The 16,672-nt window shown below is 47.1% G+C and carries 16 protein-coding genes, 1 tRNA gene, 1 rRNA gene, 1 other RNA gene and 2 pseudogenes; 7 read left to right on the top strand and 14 right to left on the bottom strand.

The features are described 5' to 3' along the window. The 6 genes and pseudogenes from FN782_RS08370 to FN782_RS08390 all read left to right on the top strand — a co-directional run. On the top strand, window positions 1–324 hold a 324-nt coding region (locus FN782_RS08370), incomplete at its 5' end, for an RNA-guided endonuclease TnpB family protein (protein WP_142505345.1). A gap of 122 nt (window positions 325–446) precedes the next feature. Beyond that, window positions 447–527 (top strand): annotated as a pseudogene (locus FN782_RS17475) (hypothetical protein); the annotation flags it as partial. A 49-nt stretch (window positions 528–576) separates the two neighbouring features. After that, a pseudogene (locus FN782_RS17480) lies at window positions 577–645 on the top strand (hypothetical protein); the annotation flags it as partial. 24 nt (window positions 646–669) lie between these two features. Then, window positions 670–1,188: a recombinase family protein gene (locus tag FN782_RS08380; RefSeq protein WP_142505347.1), complete on the top strand. Its 519-nt coding sequence runs from the start codon at window positions 670–672 to the stop codon at window positions 1,186–1,188. Next, a complete protein-coding gene (locus FN782_RS17485) occupies window positions 1,131–1,256 on the top strand; it encodes a recombinase zinc beta ribbon domain-containing protein (RefSeq protein WP_142505348.1) in 126 nt (41 codons plus the stop codon). Before FN782_RS08380 ends, FN782_RS17485 begins: the two co-directional genes overlap by 58 nt. Next, a complete protein-coding gene (locus tag FN782_RS08390) occupies window positions 1,235–1,708 on the top strand; it encodes a hypothetical protein (RefSeq protein WP_142505349.1) in 474 nt (157 codons plus the stop codon). Before FN782_RS17485 ends, FN782_RS08390 begins: the two co-directional genes overlap by 22 nt. Window positions 1,709–1,742: 34 nt before the next feature. Here the strand turns inward: FN782_RS08390 and FN782_RS08395 are convergent. The 6 genes from FN782_RS08395 to rrf all read right to left on the bottom strand — a co-directional run bounded on the left by FN782_RS08395 (window position 1,743) and on the right by rrf (window position 6,351). Next, window positions 1,743–1,817 (bottom strand) — tRNA-Thr (locus FN782_RS08395). 69 nt (window positions 1,818–1,886) lie between these two features. Next, window positions 1,887–2,252, bottom strand: a transfer-messenger RNA (tmRNA) gene (ssrA, locus tag FN782_RS08400). 90 nt (window positions 2,253–2,342) lie between these two features. Then, window positions 2,343–2,810: an SsrA-binding protein SmpB gene (gene smpB, locus FN782_RS08405; protein ID WP_142505350.1), complete on the bottom strand. Its 468-nt coding sequence runs from the start codon at window positions 2,808–2,810 to the stop codon at window positions 2,343–2,345. A 66-nt stretch (window positions 2,811–2,876) separates the two neighbouring features. Beyond that, on the bottom strand, window positions 2,877–5,189 hold the full coding sequence (gene rnr / locus FN782_RS08410) for a ribonuclease R (protein ID WP_142505577.1): 2,313 nt from the start codon (window positions 5,187–5,189) through the stop codon (window positions 2,877–2,879). Window positions 5,190–5,196: 7 nt separating this feature from the next. Then, on the bottom strand, window positions 5,197–5,982 hold the full coding sequence (locus FN782_RS08415; protein WP_142505351.1) for an alpha/beta hydrolase: 786 nt from the start codon (window positions 5,980–5,982) through the stop codon (window positions 5,197–5,199). A 252-nt stretch (window positions 5,983–6,234) separates the two neighbouring features. Next, window positions 6,235–6,351: ribosomal RNA gene (rrf, locus tag FN782_RS08420) — 5S ribosomal RNA — on the bottom strand. Window positions 6,352–6,624: 273 nt separating this feature from the next. On the opposite strand from rrf, the gene FN782_RS08425 reads away from it, so the two are divergent. Beyond that, window positions 6,625–7,374 (top strand): potassium channel family protein, encoded by a 750-nt coding sequence (locus FN782_RS08425; protein ID WP_142505352.1) that lies wholly within the window; start codon window positions 6,625–6,627, stop codon window positions 7,372–7,374. A 77-nt stretch (window positions 7,375–7,451) separates the two neighbouring features. Here the strand turns inward: FN782_RS08425 and secG are convergent, their stop codons facing one another. The 8 genes from secG to rpoN form a co-directional block, all read right to left on the bottom strand. After that, window positions 7,452–7,685, bottom strand: coding sequence for a preprotein translocase subunit SecG (gene secG / locus FN782_RS08430; RefSeq protein ID WP_142505353.1), 234 nt, complete (start codon window positions 7,683–7,685; stop codon window positions 7,452–7,454). 151 nt (window positions 7,686–7,836) lie between these two features. Next, complete coding sequence (gene eno / locus FN782_RS08435) at window positions 7,837–9,126, bottom strand: phosphopyruvate hydratase (RefSeq protein ID WP_142505354.1); 1,290 nt, start codon at window positions 9,124–9,126, stop codon at window positions 7,837–7,839. A gap of 38 nt (window positions 9,127–9,164) precedes the next feature. Further along, complete coding sequence (gpmI, locus tag FN782_RS08440; RefSeq protein WP_142505355.1) at window positions 9,165–10,703, bottom strand: 2,3-bisphosphoglycerate-independent phosphoglycerate mutase; 1,539 nt, start codon at window positions 10,701–10,703, stop codon at window positions 9,165–9,167. Next, on the bottom strand, window positions 10,700–11,470 hold the full coding sequence (gene tpiA, locus FN782_RS08445; RefSeq protein WP_142505356.1) for a triose-phosphate isomerase: 771 nt from the start codon (window positions 11,468–11,470) through the stop codon (window positions 10,700–10,702). The genes gpmI and tpiA overlap by 4 nt, the downstream gene beginning before the upstream one ends. A gap of 12 nt (window positions 11,471–11,482) precedes the next feature. Further along, window positions 11,483–12,667: a phosphoglycerate kinase gene (locus tag FN782_RS08450; RefSeq protein ID WP_142505357.1), complete on the bottom strand. Its 1,185-nt coding sequence runs from the start codon at window positions 12,665–12,667 to the stop codon at window positions 11,483–11,485. 74 nt (window positions 12,668–12,741) lie between these two features. Then, window positions 12,742–13,755: a type I glyceraldehyde-3-phosphate dehydrogenase gene (gene gap, locus FN782_RS08455; protein WP_142505358.1), complete on the bottom strand. Its 1,014-nt coding sequence runs from the start codon at window positions 13,753–13,755 to the stop codon at window positions 12,742–12,744. Between the two features lie 123 nt (window positions 13,756–13,878). Next, complete coding sequence (locus FN782_RS08460) at window positions 13,879–14,907, bottom strand: sugar-binding transcriptional regulator (RefSeq protein WP_142505359.1); 1,029 nt, start codon at window positions 14,905–14,907, stop codon at window positions 13,879–13,881. Between the two features lie 156 nt (window positions 14,908–15,063). Then, entirely contained in the window at window positions 15,064–16,458 is a 1,395-nt protein-coding gene (gene rpoN / locus FN782_RS08465; RefSeq protein WP_142505360.1) for an RNA polymerase factor sigma-54, read from the bottom strand. Window positions 16,459–16,672 lie beyond the last annotated feature (214 nt).

Below are 16,672 nucleotides of genomic sequence, written 5' to 3' on the forward strand. Positions count from 1 at the left end.
TGTATCGAAGACCTCCAAGTAAAGCATATGGTGAAAAACCGCAAGTTAGCCAAATCGATCACGGATGCCTCGTGGTCGGAGTTTGTCGCGATGCTTACCTACAAGGCAGCCTGGCATGGAAGAAACGTGGTGAAAGTGGGGAAACAGTTCCCTTCTAGTCAGCTTTGCCCTTCCTGTTGCTACCGAAACAAGGATGTAAAGAACCTCCACCTTCGGGCATGGACATGCCCTACATGTGGCTCTCACCATGACCGAGACATCAATGCATCCAAAAACATCTTGCAAGAAGGACTTCGAGTACTTGCAGTCGGGCAGACCGTTTAAGCTTGGATATGATCCTATCAGTAGACGGGAGCTCCCAAGAATCCCCTGCCTTCAGGCATGGGGAGTGTCAAATAGATGAAGGATATTCAGCAAAGGATACAAACCGACCTGAGCTCCAACGAATGATCCAGGATATCGAAGAGAAAAATATCGATGTTGTATTAGTATTTCGGCTTGATCGATTAACCCGGTCCGTTCTAGATCTGTATAAGCTTCTTGAACACTTCGAAAAGCATAACTGTGCTTTTTCAAGTGCCACTGAGGTTCGGCCGTTTATTTCTCACTCTTGTTGCAGCCCTTGCGCAATGGGAGCGAGAGAATCTTGCAGAACGTGTGCGTTTTGGAATGGAAGAGATGGTTCGACAAGGAAAAAGACCTGGTGGTAGCGCGAGTTACGGCTATAAAAGTGTGGAAGGAAAGTTAATTCCTGTTGAATCGGAAGCAACCATTGTCCGTGAACTGTTTGATCGATATGAAAAAAACCAAGGCATACGTGAGATACAAAGGTGGCTTGAAGATGAAAAGATACCTGCTCCCAAAAAGAAATGGAGTACAACCACCATCAATTACATTCTACGTAGTCCAATCTATATCGGAAAAATCCGATGGAATCTACGCAAAAAAGGAATAGGAAAAACAAATCAAGAAATCATCGTTGACGGAAATCATGAACCCATTATAAGTGAAAACCAGTTTTTTCGTGTTCAAAAGATATTGGACCAACGAAAAAGCGTTGCACCTGTTGTGCTGCAACCAGCGATTTTATCTTTGCGGGGATTACTAGATGTGCAAAGTGTGGATATTCCATGTCTAGTACTTCACGCAAATATAACGGCAAACGATTCAAATACTACGGGTGTGTAAACAGACAAAAAAACTTTCACTGCGATATGCCTTATTTGCGTGAAGAATGGTTGAGGAAGCCATTTTAGATTACATAAAAGTCAACCTGGATAAAAACGATATCGACGAGATCGTAAGTCAGATTGAGAAAGACAAAGAAAAAGAACGGTTAGTTAATCAGGTTGAACAGCTTAAAAAGGATTTGGAGAAGATACAAACGAGGAAACGTAAGTTTCAAATGATGTATGTTGATGATCTCATATCAAAAGAGGATTATATTGAACGTACACAAGAAATGACAACAGAGGAAAAACGCATCAAAGCAACATTGAATGAAATGGTTATACCAAGTGATGAGGATATCCACTACCAAGAAGAACTTCACAACATGCTTTCAGAGTTTCAAAGTATATATGGATCACTGAGCGTCGAAGAGTGGAAAACAATGGTGAACGAAATCATTAAGAACATCACATTGAACGCTTTTAAAGAAAGTCCTCGACAACGGCCAGATATTAAGGTGAACATTGAATACAAATAAAAAGAACAGGTCTTGTCCTGTTCCTTTTTCCCTATGGTGCTGGTGGAGGGAATTGAACCCCCGACCTACGCATTACGAGTGCGTTGCTCTACCGCTGAGCTACACCAGCATGATGCTTCTTTTATGACATTCGGTCTGCCAGCTGAGCTACATCAGCATGTTTGTTTTGGTAGGTATTTGGTGGAGGCGAGCGGAGTCGAACCGCTGTCCGAAAACATCGCCACGTCGGATTCTCCGAGCGCAGTCGCTGTATTGAGATCTCACTCTTTGAACTGCCCAACGACAGGCGCTTCAAAGAGCCAGCTATCTAAGGTTCGCTTTCCGGCCGATAGCGCCTCCAGTCAGCTAGCCCGCTTCAGTTATGAGACCCAAGAACTCCACACGGGCGATGGAGCCATGGATCCTGGCCAGCTATTAAGCAGCCAGAGCGTAGTTTTCTTGTTTGCCAGTTACATTTAGGCAATCCGCGTTTTTAACGAAGGACGCAGCCCCACGGCTCGCTACCGACGCTCGAACTGTTCCCGTCGAATCCCAAAACGCCCCCAAGGTGACAGGCAGGAAATTGAGCGTTAACGAAATATATTGTAACAAAATAATCAACAGATGTAAAGCGTTTCCCTTAAAAAAGGTGCAATTACCGCATCATCTGTTGTTTCAGTTGACGTCGAATTTCTCGGTCAGCATCCCGTTTGGCAACGGCCTGTCGCTTGTCATGCAACTTTTTCCCTTTAGCGAGGGCCAGTTTGATTTTGGCAAACCCATTGCGAAGGTGCAGATCCAAGGGAACCAGCGTAAATCCTTTTTGCTGTGTTAAACCGATCAGCTTATTGATTTCGCCTTTATGCAAAAGGAGCTTTCGCGTTCGGGTTGGATCGTGGTTAAACCGGTTTCCCTGTTCAAAAGGGCTGATGTGCATGTTGAGAAGGTAGACTTCGCCTCTGTCGATCAAAGCGTAGCTGTCCTTCAGATTGACCCGACCCTGTCGGATCGACTTGATTTCGGTCCCAGTGAGCACGATGCCTGCTTCATAGGTATCTTCCACATGATACTCATGCAAAGCTTTTTTGTTCCGTGCAATCACTTTGCTTCCACCCTTTGACATGCGTGCTCACCTCCTTGAAGAATCCATTCTTTACTATAACAGCATCAACGAAGAATCGTCAATAGATCAATTGGCTCGATGCTTCCGTTTGCTTTTTTTCTTTTTCATACGGCTTTTTTTGAAACCCAATCCGTTTTTGTTTCCATTTCGTTTCCGGGCTTCGTTATTGTTTTTTCGTGGTTTGCGCTTTTTCTGTTCCGCCGTCTTCTTCGGGGTCCCCAACCGTTTGGGACGGTGTGGTGGCTTTTGAGCGTTACCTTCTTCCACAAATTCAAAATCCACCTTGCGTTCATTTAAGTTGACTCCAGCGACCCGAACCGTAACTTTGTCACCGATCCGATATGCCTTTTGCGTTCGCTCTCCCACCAAAGACATGGAGCCTTCATGAAAATGATAATAATCATCGGTCATATAACTGACATGAACCATGCCTTCCACCGTATTCTCCAGCTCCACAAAAACCCCGAAGGACGTGACACTGCTGATGACTCCTTCAAATGTTTCTCCCACTTTATCCTGCATAAACTCCGCTTTTTTCAGATCATTTGTCTGCCGCTCTGCATCGACTGCGATCCGCTCCCGCTCAGATGCATGCTGGGCGGCACCTGGCAACCATCCATTCAATTCCGACTTCCGCTTATCGGGGAGGTTCCCATGGTTGTCCAACACTTCCCGGATAATGCGATGAATCACCAAGTCAGGGTAACGGCGAATGGGAGATGTAAAGTGAGAATAGTAGGATGCGGCCAATCCAAAATGACCCAGGCACTCCGGGGAATATTTTGCTTGTTGCATAGAGCGAAGCATCACGGTACTGATTACCGGCTCCTCCGGTTCTCCCTTAATCTCCTCCAATAATTGCTGTAAAACGCGTGGCTTGATCTTGTTCGCTTTTCCTTTGGCCTGATAACCGAAGTGGGTGATAAACTCAAAAAATGCTTGCAGTTTTTCCGGGTCCGGATGTTCGTGAATCCGGTACATAAACGGTATCTTCATTTTAAAGAAATGCTCCGATACCGTCTCATTAGCCGCCAGCATAAATTCTTCAATCATCTGCTCCGCAACAGTTCGAGGCTTGGGAACAATGTCTACCGGTTTTCCCTGATCATCCACAATGATTTTGGCTTCAGGAAAGTCAAAATCAATCGCCCCCCGTGCAAACCGACGCTTTCGCAACACTTCAGCCAGTTGACCCATCAGCCGAAAGTCCTCCACCAAGGATTCATATTGATGGATCACTTCCGGATCTTCATCCACCAATATTTGTTTCACCGCTTGATAGGTCATCCGTTCATTGGTCTGAATCACACTGGGGTAGATTTCGTGATCCACCACATCTCCCGATGAATCGATTTCCATATCGCAGGTAAGGGTTAACCGATCCACCTGGGGGTTGAGACTGCAAATGCCGTTGGACAAGCGTGGGGGCAGCATGGGGATCACCCGATCCACCAAGTATACACTGGTGCCTCGCTCATACGCTTCCCTGTCCAGAGCGGTTCCTTCTTGGACATAATAGCTGACATCCGCAATGTGAACACCCAGACGGATATTTCCGTTCTCCAACGCTTCAACCGATACCGCATCATCCAAATCCTTTGCATCGGCTCCGTCAATGGTAACCATAGTGCGTTCCCGCAAGTCGCGTCTCCCGGCCATCTCCACGACTGAGATGGTATCCGGCACTTCCTCCGCCTCTTTGATCACATCATCCGGAAACGCTTCCGGAAGCTGATGTTGTCGAATAATGGCCAAAATATCCACACCGGGATCTTCTTTGTGACCCAAAACCTCTTTCACTTTTCCTTCGGCGCTCCGACGCCCTTTCGGATAATCGGTCAGTTCAACGACAACCTTATCTCCTTCCTTTGCCCCGTTTTTGGCTTCTTTGGGAATGAAGATATCGGAAGATAACCGCTTATCATCAGCAATGACAAACCCAAAATGTTTGGACGCCTTATAAGTGCCCACCACTTCCGTGCGCCCCCGTTTCAGGATGCGAACAATCTCACCTTCCGGACGCAATCCTTCCTTTTTCATACTGTGTATACGGGCCAAGACCAGATCCCCGTCCATGGCTCCATTCATATCATTCCCGTGGATAAACACATCCTGTTGAAACGGGAAATCCGCATCGGGAATGGCAAAGCCAAATCCCTTTGCGTTTCCCTGAAGCCTCCCCCGAACCAGATTGAGTCTTTCCGGGACACCGTAACGTTTGGTTCGGGTGCGAACAATTTTTCCCTCAGCCTCCATTTGATTCAAAAGAGCAATGAAGGCATTCCAGTCTTCGATGCCGAATGCATGTTGCAATTCTTCTGCTTTCATCGGTTTGTATGCTTTTTTTCGCATATATTCCAAAATCTCATGTTCTTGCATCAACGCTTCAATTCTCCTTTCCCTCCGGTGCGTTTCTCTCACGGTTTTCCGTTACGCGCCGGATAAAGGCATCAACTTCGGTAAACAGTTGCTTCCTTTCTTGATCCAATGTAATAATATGGCTTGATTTTTCAAACCATATCAGCTGTTTGTCCTTGGAAGATATATGATTGTATATGTAACGGGCACTTTTGGGATGGACCGTTTCATCCCTGACGGCCTGAACCACCATTGCCGGTACTTCCACCTTGGACAAACGACGGCGAACATGGCGGATCAATCCGTTTAAACTGGAGATACATTTCAACGGGGTACGATCATACGGTGTCAGATGCACTTCAATATGGGGCGGCTTCTCTCCCTTTCGCTCCAAGTAAGGCTTAAACCAGCGAACCATATTGACAAACCGATGCCTTTTATCTTGTAAATAAACAGGAGCACAAAGGGGGACAACACCGGCCACTTCTCTTTCCTGTGCCAGTTTGAGAGCAAGGGCTCCGCCCATGGAAAGCCCTACAGCCACAATCTGGCGCACTTTCCCTTGCAGGCGCAAGCGGTCATAGGCGTTGAAAACACACGCCCACCAGTCCTTCCATGAAGTGCATTCCATTTCCTCCGGAGAAGTACCGTGACCGGGCAAAAGTGGAGCATAAACAGTATAACCCTGCTTCTCCAGATATCGCCCCATGGGTCTCAATTCTGAAGGTGTACCTGTAAAACCATGAATCAGCAGAATACCGGTCTCTGACCCTTGATAAAAAAAAGGGTCTGGAGGGCGGCGTCGAATCTTCATTTACACAGTCGCCTCCCATTTGATCTCTCCTTGATCCGGTTCCCGGTGTATTCCCATATAGTAAGCCTTTATGGTTCAGTCTTTCCAACCATATCAATTTCAACCAAGAGAGTTTCACCGGAATCACAGGAACGTTATGTTATCAACGATATCACAGAACGACGTCTGGCGAAACGGCAAGACCTCAGAAGAAGTCCATAAAAAAGACAGCTCCTGCGAGCTGTCTTTTTGCCACATGGGCAAATGTATGTTGCCTGGCAACGTCCTACTCTCCCAGGGGCTCGCGCCCCAAGTACCATTGGCGCTGAAGGGCTTAACTTCCGTGTTCGGGATGGGAACGGGTGGGTCCCCTTCGCCATCATCACCAGACAATCTGTATATTATCATGTAACACTAAATGTGACAAGAGGGGAATACATATTTATCATAAAGTCCTTTTGGAATGATATAACCCTTATCAGGTTGAACAAATTACCAATGATCTCCCGACAGTTATTTCTTTTCAGAAATCTGTCCCATGTTAGAATGGACGATGACAACCAAAACGTGAAAGGAGGGTGTATCGTTGCATTGGCTGAATAAAATCCTTTTTTCTCCCCGGTTTCATCGCATCCGTATTATGTATGAACTTTTCGTTGTTTATTGACGCTTACCTATACGATTGTTCTGGTCAGCCAGTGGCTGGATGTTCACCACCAAAACGACTGGATGATGGACCGACTTCAATGGTTTGACCGTATGCTATTAATCTGGTTTGCTGTTGAATACTTGGTTCGCTTTTGGGTTGCATCGCATAAAAAACGTTTTGTGTTGGAAAACTGGTTTGACCTGTTGGCCATTATTCCTTTGGATGAATTTTTTCGCCCTCTTCGTCTGTTACGCTTGATCCGTCTGATCCGTCTGATCCGAATGTCCTCTTTTCTATGGGGGTTTATCCGAACACGGGAAGTACAATTATCCATTCTCGTGGCAACAGTCATTGTATTTTGGGGGTCTGGAGGTTTCTATCTTTTGGAAAAGGACTTTAATGAAGGAATCCAGTCCTTTAATGACGCGATCTGGTGGGCAATTGTCACAACCACCACGGTGGGTTATGGAGACATTTCTCCCGTTACGTTTGGCGGACGCATGATTGCGATTGTATTGATGCTGACCGGAATCGGACTGATTGGCTCCGTCACTGCTAGTGTGGCCACCCATTTCAACCAAGTTCTCAAGGAACATCAACGGGAACAGCGAGAAGAAAATCAAATAAGAGAAGAACTGATGCAGACCGCCAAACAATATATAGAACAGATCAATCAATTATCCCCGGCGGAATATCAAACACTGCTTCGCACTTTGGAAACATTAAGGAGTCAAGATTCCCCTAAAAAAGACAAAATGGAGTGAAAGGAAACGATACAAAAAAACAGCCGGGTTAACCCTGCTGTTTCTCGCTTCATGCGTTAAAGCTATGAGTGTTGTCCTTATTTTACAAAATAACCGGCCAAAAGCGTCAGAATCATAAAAAGAATCGCCAAAACCACAGTTATTTTGCCCAGCAGAGCATCAATCCCACGGGCTTTTGTTTTTCCCAACAACTGTTCAGAAGCGCCGCCGATTGCACCGGACAGACCGGCACTTTTACCTGACTGTAACAGAACAACCAGAATTAATGCCACACTCACTATAGCCAACAAAATATCCACGGCGATTTTCATACGTGGTACACCTCTCGTCAGGGATTTCCCCTTCTTATCACTGGTGATACTGTATCACAACTGTCCCCTCTTTTCAACAAATGGATTTTCCATACAACGAAAAAGACATACCAGGCTTGGTAGCTCTGGTATGTCTTCGTCTTCGGGATCTTTATCTCTTTTTCAGGTGATAAAATGCTCCTTTACCCGGATACTCTGCACATTTGTTCAATTCTTCCTGAATCCGCAACAGCTGGTTGTACTTTGCCACCCGGTCCGTCCGGGAAGGAGCTCCTGTCTTGATTTGTCCTGCACCTGTCGCCACTGCGATATCCGCAATGGTGGTATCTTCCGTTTCCCCGGAACGATGGGAGATTACAGCAGTATAACCGGCCCGTTTGGCCATTTCCACCGCATCAAAGGTTTCCGTCAGTGTACCGATTTGGTTCACCTTGACCAGGATCGAATTTCCCACGCCTTTTTCAATTCCCTCACGCAACCGTTCCGTGTTGGTAACAAACAGGTCATCCCCCACAAGTTGCACCTTGTGTCCGAGACGTTGGGTCAGTTGTTTCCATCCATCCCAATCATCTTCGGCCAAACCATCTTCAATGGAGACAATCGGATATTTTTCCACCATCTCTTCATAATAGGCAATCATCTCTTCTGCCGTTCGGGTCACTCCTTCGCCTTCCAGGTGATAGGAGCCCTCTTTGTACAGCTCGGTAGAAGCTACATCCAAGGCAAATACAATATCGGCCCCCGGTTCGTACCCGGCCCGTTTGACAGCTTCCATAATGGTTTGCAGCGCTTCTTCGTTGGAGGAAAGATTGGGAGCAAACCCGCCTTCATCCCCCACCGAGGTGGAAAGACCTTTTTCTTTCAAGACAGCTTTCAATGTGTGGAAAACTTCCGTTCCCATCCGAAGTCCTTCACGAAACGTATTCGCGCCGACCGGCATTACCATAAACTCCTGAATATCCACATTATTATCGGCGTGCTCTCCACCATTCAGGATATTCATCATGGGTACAGGAAGCACTTTGGCGTTAAATCCGCCAAGGTAGTTATACAAATGAATATCCATTTCATCCGCAGCCGCCCTGGCGACAGCCATCGAGACGGCCAGGATGGCATTGGCTCCCAATCTCCCCTTATTCGGGGTTCCATCCAGCTCGATCAGGGTCCGGTCAATCTCTACCTGATCCGATGCATCCATCCCTTCCAACTTCGGAGCAATGATTTCATTGACGTTTTGAACGGCTTTCAGTACCCCTTTTCCCATAAAGCGCTCTTTGTCTTGATCACGGAGTTCCACGGCTTCATGGGCTCCTGTGGAGGCACCGGAGGGAACAATGGCCCGACCCCAGCTACCGGACTCCAGTATCACTTCCACTTCTACGGTTGGGTTCCCTCTGGAATCCAGCACTTCTTTAGCGTGTACACTATAAATCGTTGTCATTTCGGTCTCCTCCTTGAAGATCAGTACCTCGTCAAGATTCATGGTTCAATCAGGGAACAACCCGTCATTTCTTCCGGTTGAGGTAGGTCTAACAGTTGTAATAATGTGGGAGCCACATCGGCCAATACTCCGCCTTCCCTCAAGGTAACGGAAGGGTCGGTGACGATGCATGGAACCGGAAACGTCGTGTGCGAAGTCACGGGTTCATTCTTTTCATTAAGTACCATATCTGCATTGCCGTGGTCAGCGATGACCATCGCTGTTCCTCCCATGTCATCCAACGCATTCATAATGCGTCCAAGACATTCATCCACCGCTTCCACTGCCCGGACGGTAGGTTCCAGTTTTCCGGAATGCCCCACCATATCCGGGTTGGCGAAGTTTAGAATGATTGAATCATATGTCTCTTCCCCCAACTTCTGAAGCAGGGCTTCCGTTACTTCATAGGCACTCATTTCCGGTTTTAAGTCGTAAGTGGCTACCTTGGGAGAATCAATCAACAGGCGATCTTCTCCAGGAAAGGGTTCCTCACGGCCCCCATTGAAGAAAAAGGTAACATGAGGATACTTTTCTGTCTCGGCAATTCGCAGTTGTTTGAGATCCTGTTGAGAAAGTACTTCCCCATAGGTATTGTCCAAATCCGTCGGCTTATAAGCGACATAACCATCCACGGTTTCGCTAAACTGGGTCAGACAAACATAGTAAAGGTTCTCCGGTCTTCCATCACCCCGGTCAAATCCGCGAAAATCTTTATTGGTAAAGGCCAGGGAGATTTGAATGGCTCGATCCGGACGGAAGTTGTAAAAAATAATCGCATCATCCGATTGGATCAAACCGACTGGTTTTTTATCAGAACCTACAATAACTGTAGGCATTACAAACTCGTCAAAGATGCTTTTTTCGTAAGATTCTTTAACAGCCTGAACCGGGTCCTGATACGTTGGACCCTCCCCATATACCATCGCGCGATAAGCCTTTTCTGTCCGATTCCAGCGATTATCCCGATCCATGGCATAATAGCGCCCCTGGACGGTCGCGATTTGACCGACCCCCAACTGATCCATCTTTTCCTGTAGCTGTTGGATATAGCGTATACCGGAATCCGGAGCCACATCACGTCCATCCAAAAAAGCATGAACATAGACCTCTTTCAGCCCTTCTTTTTTAGCCAGCTCCAGAAGGGCAAACAGGTGTTCAATGTGACTGTGAACCCCGCCGTCAGACAATAAACCATACAGATGCAACTTACTTTGTTTTGCTTTTACATGCTGGATGGCACCGAGAAACGTTTCATTATCAAAAAATGACCCTTCCTCGATGGACTGACTGACCCGGGTCAAATCCTGATACACCACCCGACCGGCCCCAATATTCAGATGACCCACTTCCGAGTTTCCCATTTGCCCCTCAGGGAGTCCGACAGCTCTTCCCGAAGCTTGAAGCGTGGTATGGGGATATTGCGACCACAGACGGTCAAAATGGGGCTTATGAGCCTGAGCCACCGCGTTGCCGTGCACTTCTTTTCGCAGACCGAAACCATCGAGAATAATCAGAGCCACAGGTTTTTTGGGGCTCACCGTTCATCCCCCCGTCGGCTGGCAGCTTTCACTAACTGGGTGAAGGTGTCCGGGTCCAGGCTGGCTCCCCCCACCAAGGCCCCGTCGATATCCTGGTTGGAAAGGAAGGAGTCGATATTGGCCGGTTTGACACTTCCTCCGTATAAAATCCGTACTTCATTGGCAACCTGCTGATCATACTGGTCTGCCACGATCTTTCGAATCCATTGGATCACATCACCGGCATCTTTTTCGGTGGCTGATCGACCGGTCCCAATCGCCCAAACGGGCTCATAAGCCAAAATCAGGCGACTTACTTCCTTGGAACGTAAACCCTGAATGGCCTCAACCACTTGCTGGTGAACCACTTCCTGGGTATTTCCATTTTCCCGTTCTTCTAAGGTTTCTCCCACACAGACGATCGGAATCAGGTCATGATCCAGAGCCGACTTGGTCTTTAAACGAACCTGCTCATCCGTCTCGGAAAAGTAGGTTCGACGCTCCGAGTGGCCGACAATCACATAGGAAACATTCACGGCTTTCAACATGGTTGGGCTGATTTCACCTGTATAAGCCCCTTCCTGCTCCCAATGCATGTTCTGGGCTCCGATTCCAATTCCGCTCCCCTCTGCTTTTTCTGTTAGTGCAGACAGAGCAAGGAATGGAGCGCACAGAACCGTTTCCACTCCCTCATTTTTCACTTCGGCTTGAAAGTTAGACAAATATTCCAGCGACTCCTTCACCGTTTTGTACATTTTCCAGTTTCCTGCGATTACGGGTTGACGCATGGAATCACCACCTTATTCCTTATTATTGAGAGCGGCCACACCGGGAAGCACTTTTCCTTCCATCAACTCCAGAGAAGCTCCTCCCCCTGTGGAAATATGATCCACTTGATCATCCAGTCCAGACTTCTTGATGGCTGAGGCGGAATCTCCGCCCCCAATCACACTGAATGCTTTGGAATCGGCAACCGCACGGGCCACCGCAAACGTTCCTTCAGCAAACCGGGGAAATTCAAACACACCCAATGGTCCGTTCCAGATGACCAGCCGGGATGCATGAATCATCTGTGCAAAACGTTCCCGTGTTTTGGGACCAATATCCAATCCCTGCTGATCACGCGGAATCGCATCAACATCCACTGTTTCAGCCTCCGCATCAGCAGAAAATTCCTTTGCAATCACTGTATCTTCAGGAAGCACCAGGTTAACCCCTTTTTCTTCCGCTTTGTTCATAAAGGATTGAGCCAACTCCACCTTTTCAGCTTCCAGAAGAGACGTTCCAATTTCAAATCCTTTTGCTTTTAAAAATGTATATGACAATCCTCCGCCAATTAAAAGATTGTCTACTTTATCCAACAAATGATCGATGACACCGATCTTATCTTTCACTTTGGCGCCACCGATAATCGCCGTAAAGGGACGTTCCGGACTTTTTAATGCCTTGCCCAATGTCTCCAGCTCTCTTTGCATCAGGAACCCGGCCACAGCCGGCAGGTGTTCGGCAATCCCAGCCGTTGAAGCATGAGCCCGGTGGGCGGCACCAAATGCATCATTGACATAAAGATCCGCCAAAGAAGCAAAAGAACGGGCCAATTCTGGATCATTCTTTTCTTCACCCGGATGGAAGCGAACATTCTCTAACAGAAGAATATCCCCTTCTCTCAATTGCTCCACCTTTTTCTGCACATGTTCGCCAACGAGTTCATCCACCTTCAGCACCTGTTTTTCCAATAATGCGGAAAGACGCTCCGCCACTGGATTGAGACGAAGCTCTTCCACCACTTGGCCTTTGGGTCGCCCCAGGTGGCTGGCAAGAATCAATTTCGCCCCGTGTTCCGACAGATAGCGAATAGTCGGTAATGCCGCTTGAATACGGTTGTCATCCGTGATTTTCCCATTTTCCAATGGCACATTAAAATCCACTCTGCAGAATACGCGTTTTCCTTTGAGGTCCACATCTTGAATTGACAACTTGTTCATCGGGTTGTTCCTCCCTCAAGCGTGCATGAGAAAGAGGAGAGATGTTCCTCCCCTCTGATCTCTTCCTCTCTATTCTAGTCTTCCAAACCTTTGTTGGCAACGTGAAGCATCAAGTCAATCATCCGGTTGGAGAATCCCCACTCGTTATCATACCAAGCAACCACTTTTACCATATTTCCATCCTGGATCATGGTGGAGAGACCATCCACAATCGATGAATGTGGGTCCCCATTATAGTCTTTGGATACCAGTGGTTCATCAGAGAAATCCAGAATTCCTTTCAAGCTCCCGTGAACTTTTTGACGCAATGCCTCATTCACTTCATCCACACTGACGTCTTTCTCCACTTCAGCCACAAAATCCACCACAGAAACATTCGGGGTGGGAACACGCATGGCAAATCCGTTCAGCTTTCCTTCCAGATGGGGCAACACTTTGGAAACGGCCTTGGCAGCACCTGTGGTTGTGGGAATAATGGACAATCCGGCAGCACGGGCGCGACGCATATCTTTATGCGGCAAATCCAAAATTTGCTGATCATTGGTATAAGCGTGTACCGTTGTCATTAAACCACGCCGTACACCAAACGCCTCATCAATGACCTTTACCACCGGTGCCAGGCAGTTGGTGGTGCAAGAAGCATTGGAAAGAACATGGTGAGAAGCGGGATCGTATTGATCATGGTTGACCCCCATCACGACAGTTAAATCCTCTTCTTTGGCAGGGGCTGATATAATTACCTTTTTGGCCCCGGCATGGCGGTGTTTTTCAGCATCTTCCCTTTTGGTGAAACGACCGGTGGATTCTGCAACAATCTCCACTCCAAGCTCCCCCCAGGGCAGCTGGGCCGGGTCCCGTTCCGCCAGCACCTGGATCTCTTTACCGTTTACCATCAAACCATGATCGGTTACTTCCACCGAACCAGGAAACCGACCATGAACCGAATCATATTTCAGAAGATGAGACAACGTATTGGCATCTGTTAAATCGTTAATGGCTACAACTTCCAATTCCGGATGTTCCACTGCAATACGGAACACTGCCCGACCAATCCGTCCAAACCCATTAATCCCGATTTTTGTTGCCATATAGAAACCCCTCCGTGTTTAAAATAGGAACTGACAATGGTTATACAGCAAGGAATGATTGCTTTACTGAAGAGATCATTGGTTTCTTTAATGTTCATAAAGACGCGTGACCTACTGAATTCATCAACATCCGTCATTGTCAAGAATGGCGCGGGCCGCTGCTTCATCCGTAATCAATGTATCGCGTCCAGAAACCGGACAGACAGCTGCCACTGCCTTTGCCTTTCCTGCTCCACCGGCAATAGCAATCGTCGCATCCACATGTTTCAGGTCTTCCAGGCTAAGACCGATGCTTCGTCCCCGGTGGATAATCTCCCCTTCCTGATTAAAGTAATAACCAAAGGCTTCTCCGACGGCTCCCTTTTCTTTCAGTTCCCTTAATAAAGCAGGTGAAGCTTTTCTTCTGGATGCCATGGCTATAGCATCTCCGATCCCGTGAACCACAATGCGGGCGGAGTGCACCAAATCCAACACTTCCTGAATATGCGGCTCACGAAGCAACATTTGATAAGCCTCTTTGCTCAACTGTTCAGGGACATGCATCAAACGATACTTTCCACCTGCTTTCTGTGCCATCAAGGAAGCGATATAATTCGCCTCCAGCTCAACCGCTTCACCCAGCCCCCCCCTAGCCGGAACAAATGTACTCTCTTTCAGGACAGCAGAGGAAGTCATCATCTCTGCAACTGCGGCAACCGTCGTCCCCCCTGCTACCGCCACTACTTGCCCAGGGTGAACGATTTGCTTCAAAAGACGGGCTCCCGCTCTCCCCATTTCTTTCTTCACCAAATCAGAGCGATCCGAGTCGCCTGGAACAACGACGGCTTTTTCCAGATTGAGCACACGGCAAAGGTCAGCCTCCAAATCGGTCAAGCCAAAAAGATCTTTAATCAGGGGCTCCATTTTGGATACAAGATCCCCTCCTGGGTGCGTCAATTGCATCCCGACGGTATCAATCCGAACAAGTCCCCGCTCTTTGAGAAATTCCACTTCACTTCTCAACACCCGCTCAGTCATACCCAATGCGGAAGCGAGACTTCTTCTGCCGATTGGCTGCATCAATTGAAGATGACGAAGTACTTCATATCGTTTCCTCATCACGTCAAGCAAATCAGGAAGCAATTGACGTTGTAATTCTAGGATCGTTTTCATCCAGACACCTCCAGGGACATATTATGTCCCACGTAGCAAATTACGTCCCGATTCGGGTAAAAAAAATGGAGCCTTCCATTTGGATTTTAAACGATCTGAATCGCTTTGGCAAGTGGGAAGGCGTAAATGTGGGTTTTCAATCTTTCATGCGCATATTTATTCATCAAACCGCTGCCGAACCTTGGAAGCTGCGATTCCCATCTCTTCCCGGTATTTTGCAACCGTTCTTCTGGAAACCCGAATCCCATCCTGCTTCAATCGGTCAGCAATTTTTTGATCGGACAAAGGCTTCGTTTTCTCTTCTGATTCAATGATTTGGACCATTTTATCTTTTACAATTCGAACGGACATATTCCCTCCCTTCTGATTGGAGATTCCGGTGGAAAAGAAGAAACGGAAAGGATACAGCCCTCTTGGTGTCTGGATATACTTATTCTTCGTCGCTCGGCTTACGGTTGACTCATGTAGATCCAAAGGGTCCGCAATTTCTTTTAATGTCAAAGGTTTCAGTTGGGAAGCTCCATATTCCAGAAAATCTCTTTGTGCCTCCACAATGGCTTCTGTGACCCGATAAAGCGTGTTTTTGCGCTGTTCAATGCTTTTCATCAGCCACACAGCAGACTGAATCCGGTCTTTGACATAGGATACCGCCTGTTGCGCTTTATCATCTTTGTTTCGTAAAATCTGCTCATAATGTGAACTGATTCCCAAACGGGGGAGATAGCTTTCATTCACCAACACTTCATATCTTCCGTCCGTTTTTTTAATGGTGACATCAGGAAAAATATAATGGGGTCGACTCCCTTGGCAAAGAAGACCTGGTCGCGGATTGAGATTCCGAATTCGATCCACCGCCTTCTGTACATGCAACACGGTGCATTCCAGTGACTTGGCCACTTTCTTATATTTTCCTTCCGCCAAATCACTCAGATGGGATTGCACAATTTGCAACGTCAAGGGATCGGAATCTCCCTTTCTCTGGAGTTGAATGAGGAGACACTCGGATAGATCCCTCGCTCCAACTCCGGCAGGGTCAAGGGATTGAACCACTTGCAAGGCCTCTTCAAAATGATCCCGGCTCAAATTAAAGCGCTTACATAAATTTGCATCATCAACTCTCAGATAGCCGTCCTCATCCAAGTTCCCAATAATAAATTGACAAACCTTCTTTGTTGACACATCCAAAGTCAGATACCGTATTTGCTCTTCCAACACCTCAATCAAACTTTCTCCCGAATCGCTCACTCGATCCACCGGATGACCGTTTTCCTCGTCCCATTTTTCTGAGAAAGGGTACCCTGAATTCTTTTTGACATAAGCATTCCAGTCCGCCAACTTTTCCGGAGATGTAGACTCCAAACCGTTTACCATTGACTCTGGAGTGTTGTCATCCATTTCCAACACAGGGTTTTCCATCGTCTGTTCTTGTATATACTGTATAAGATCCATCGTTGAGAATTGAAGAATTTGAATCGCCTGTCGTAACTCCGGCGTCATGACAAGCTTCATCCGTTGTTCCTGAACCAAGCCATAACCCATGGAGAGAGCCATATGATGTCACCTCCGATTTGTTTCAGTATATGTGCACACCGCCTCATTTGATGAAAAAAACAGATCTTTGAGGTGAAATGGGGTTTGAAGTCGCATTTACAGGGAAAACATAAAGAATATCATGGCTGAAACAGTGAAGCAAAAAACATCGCTTACCTTATCCCTTTCTTTTTATTTTATCACAAAGACTCCGGTCATACCTCTAAACTTCCGG

The sequence above is a fragment of the Melghirimyces algeriensis genome (assembly GCF_900182565.1).
Taxonomy (GTDB): domain Bacteria; phylum Bacillota; class Bacilli; order Thermoactinomycetales; family DSM-45169; genus Melghirimyces; species Melghirimyces algeriensis.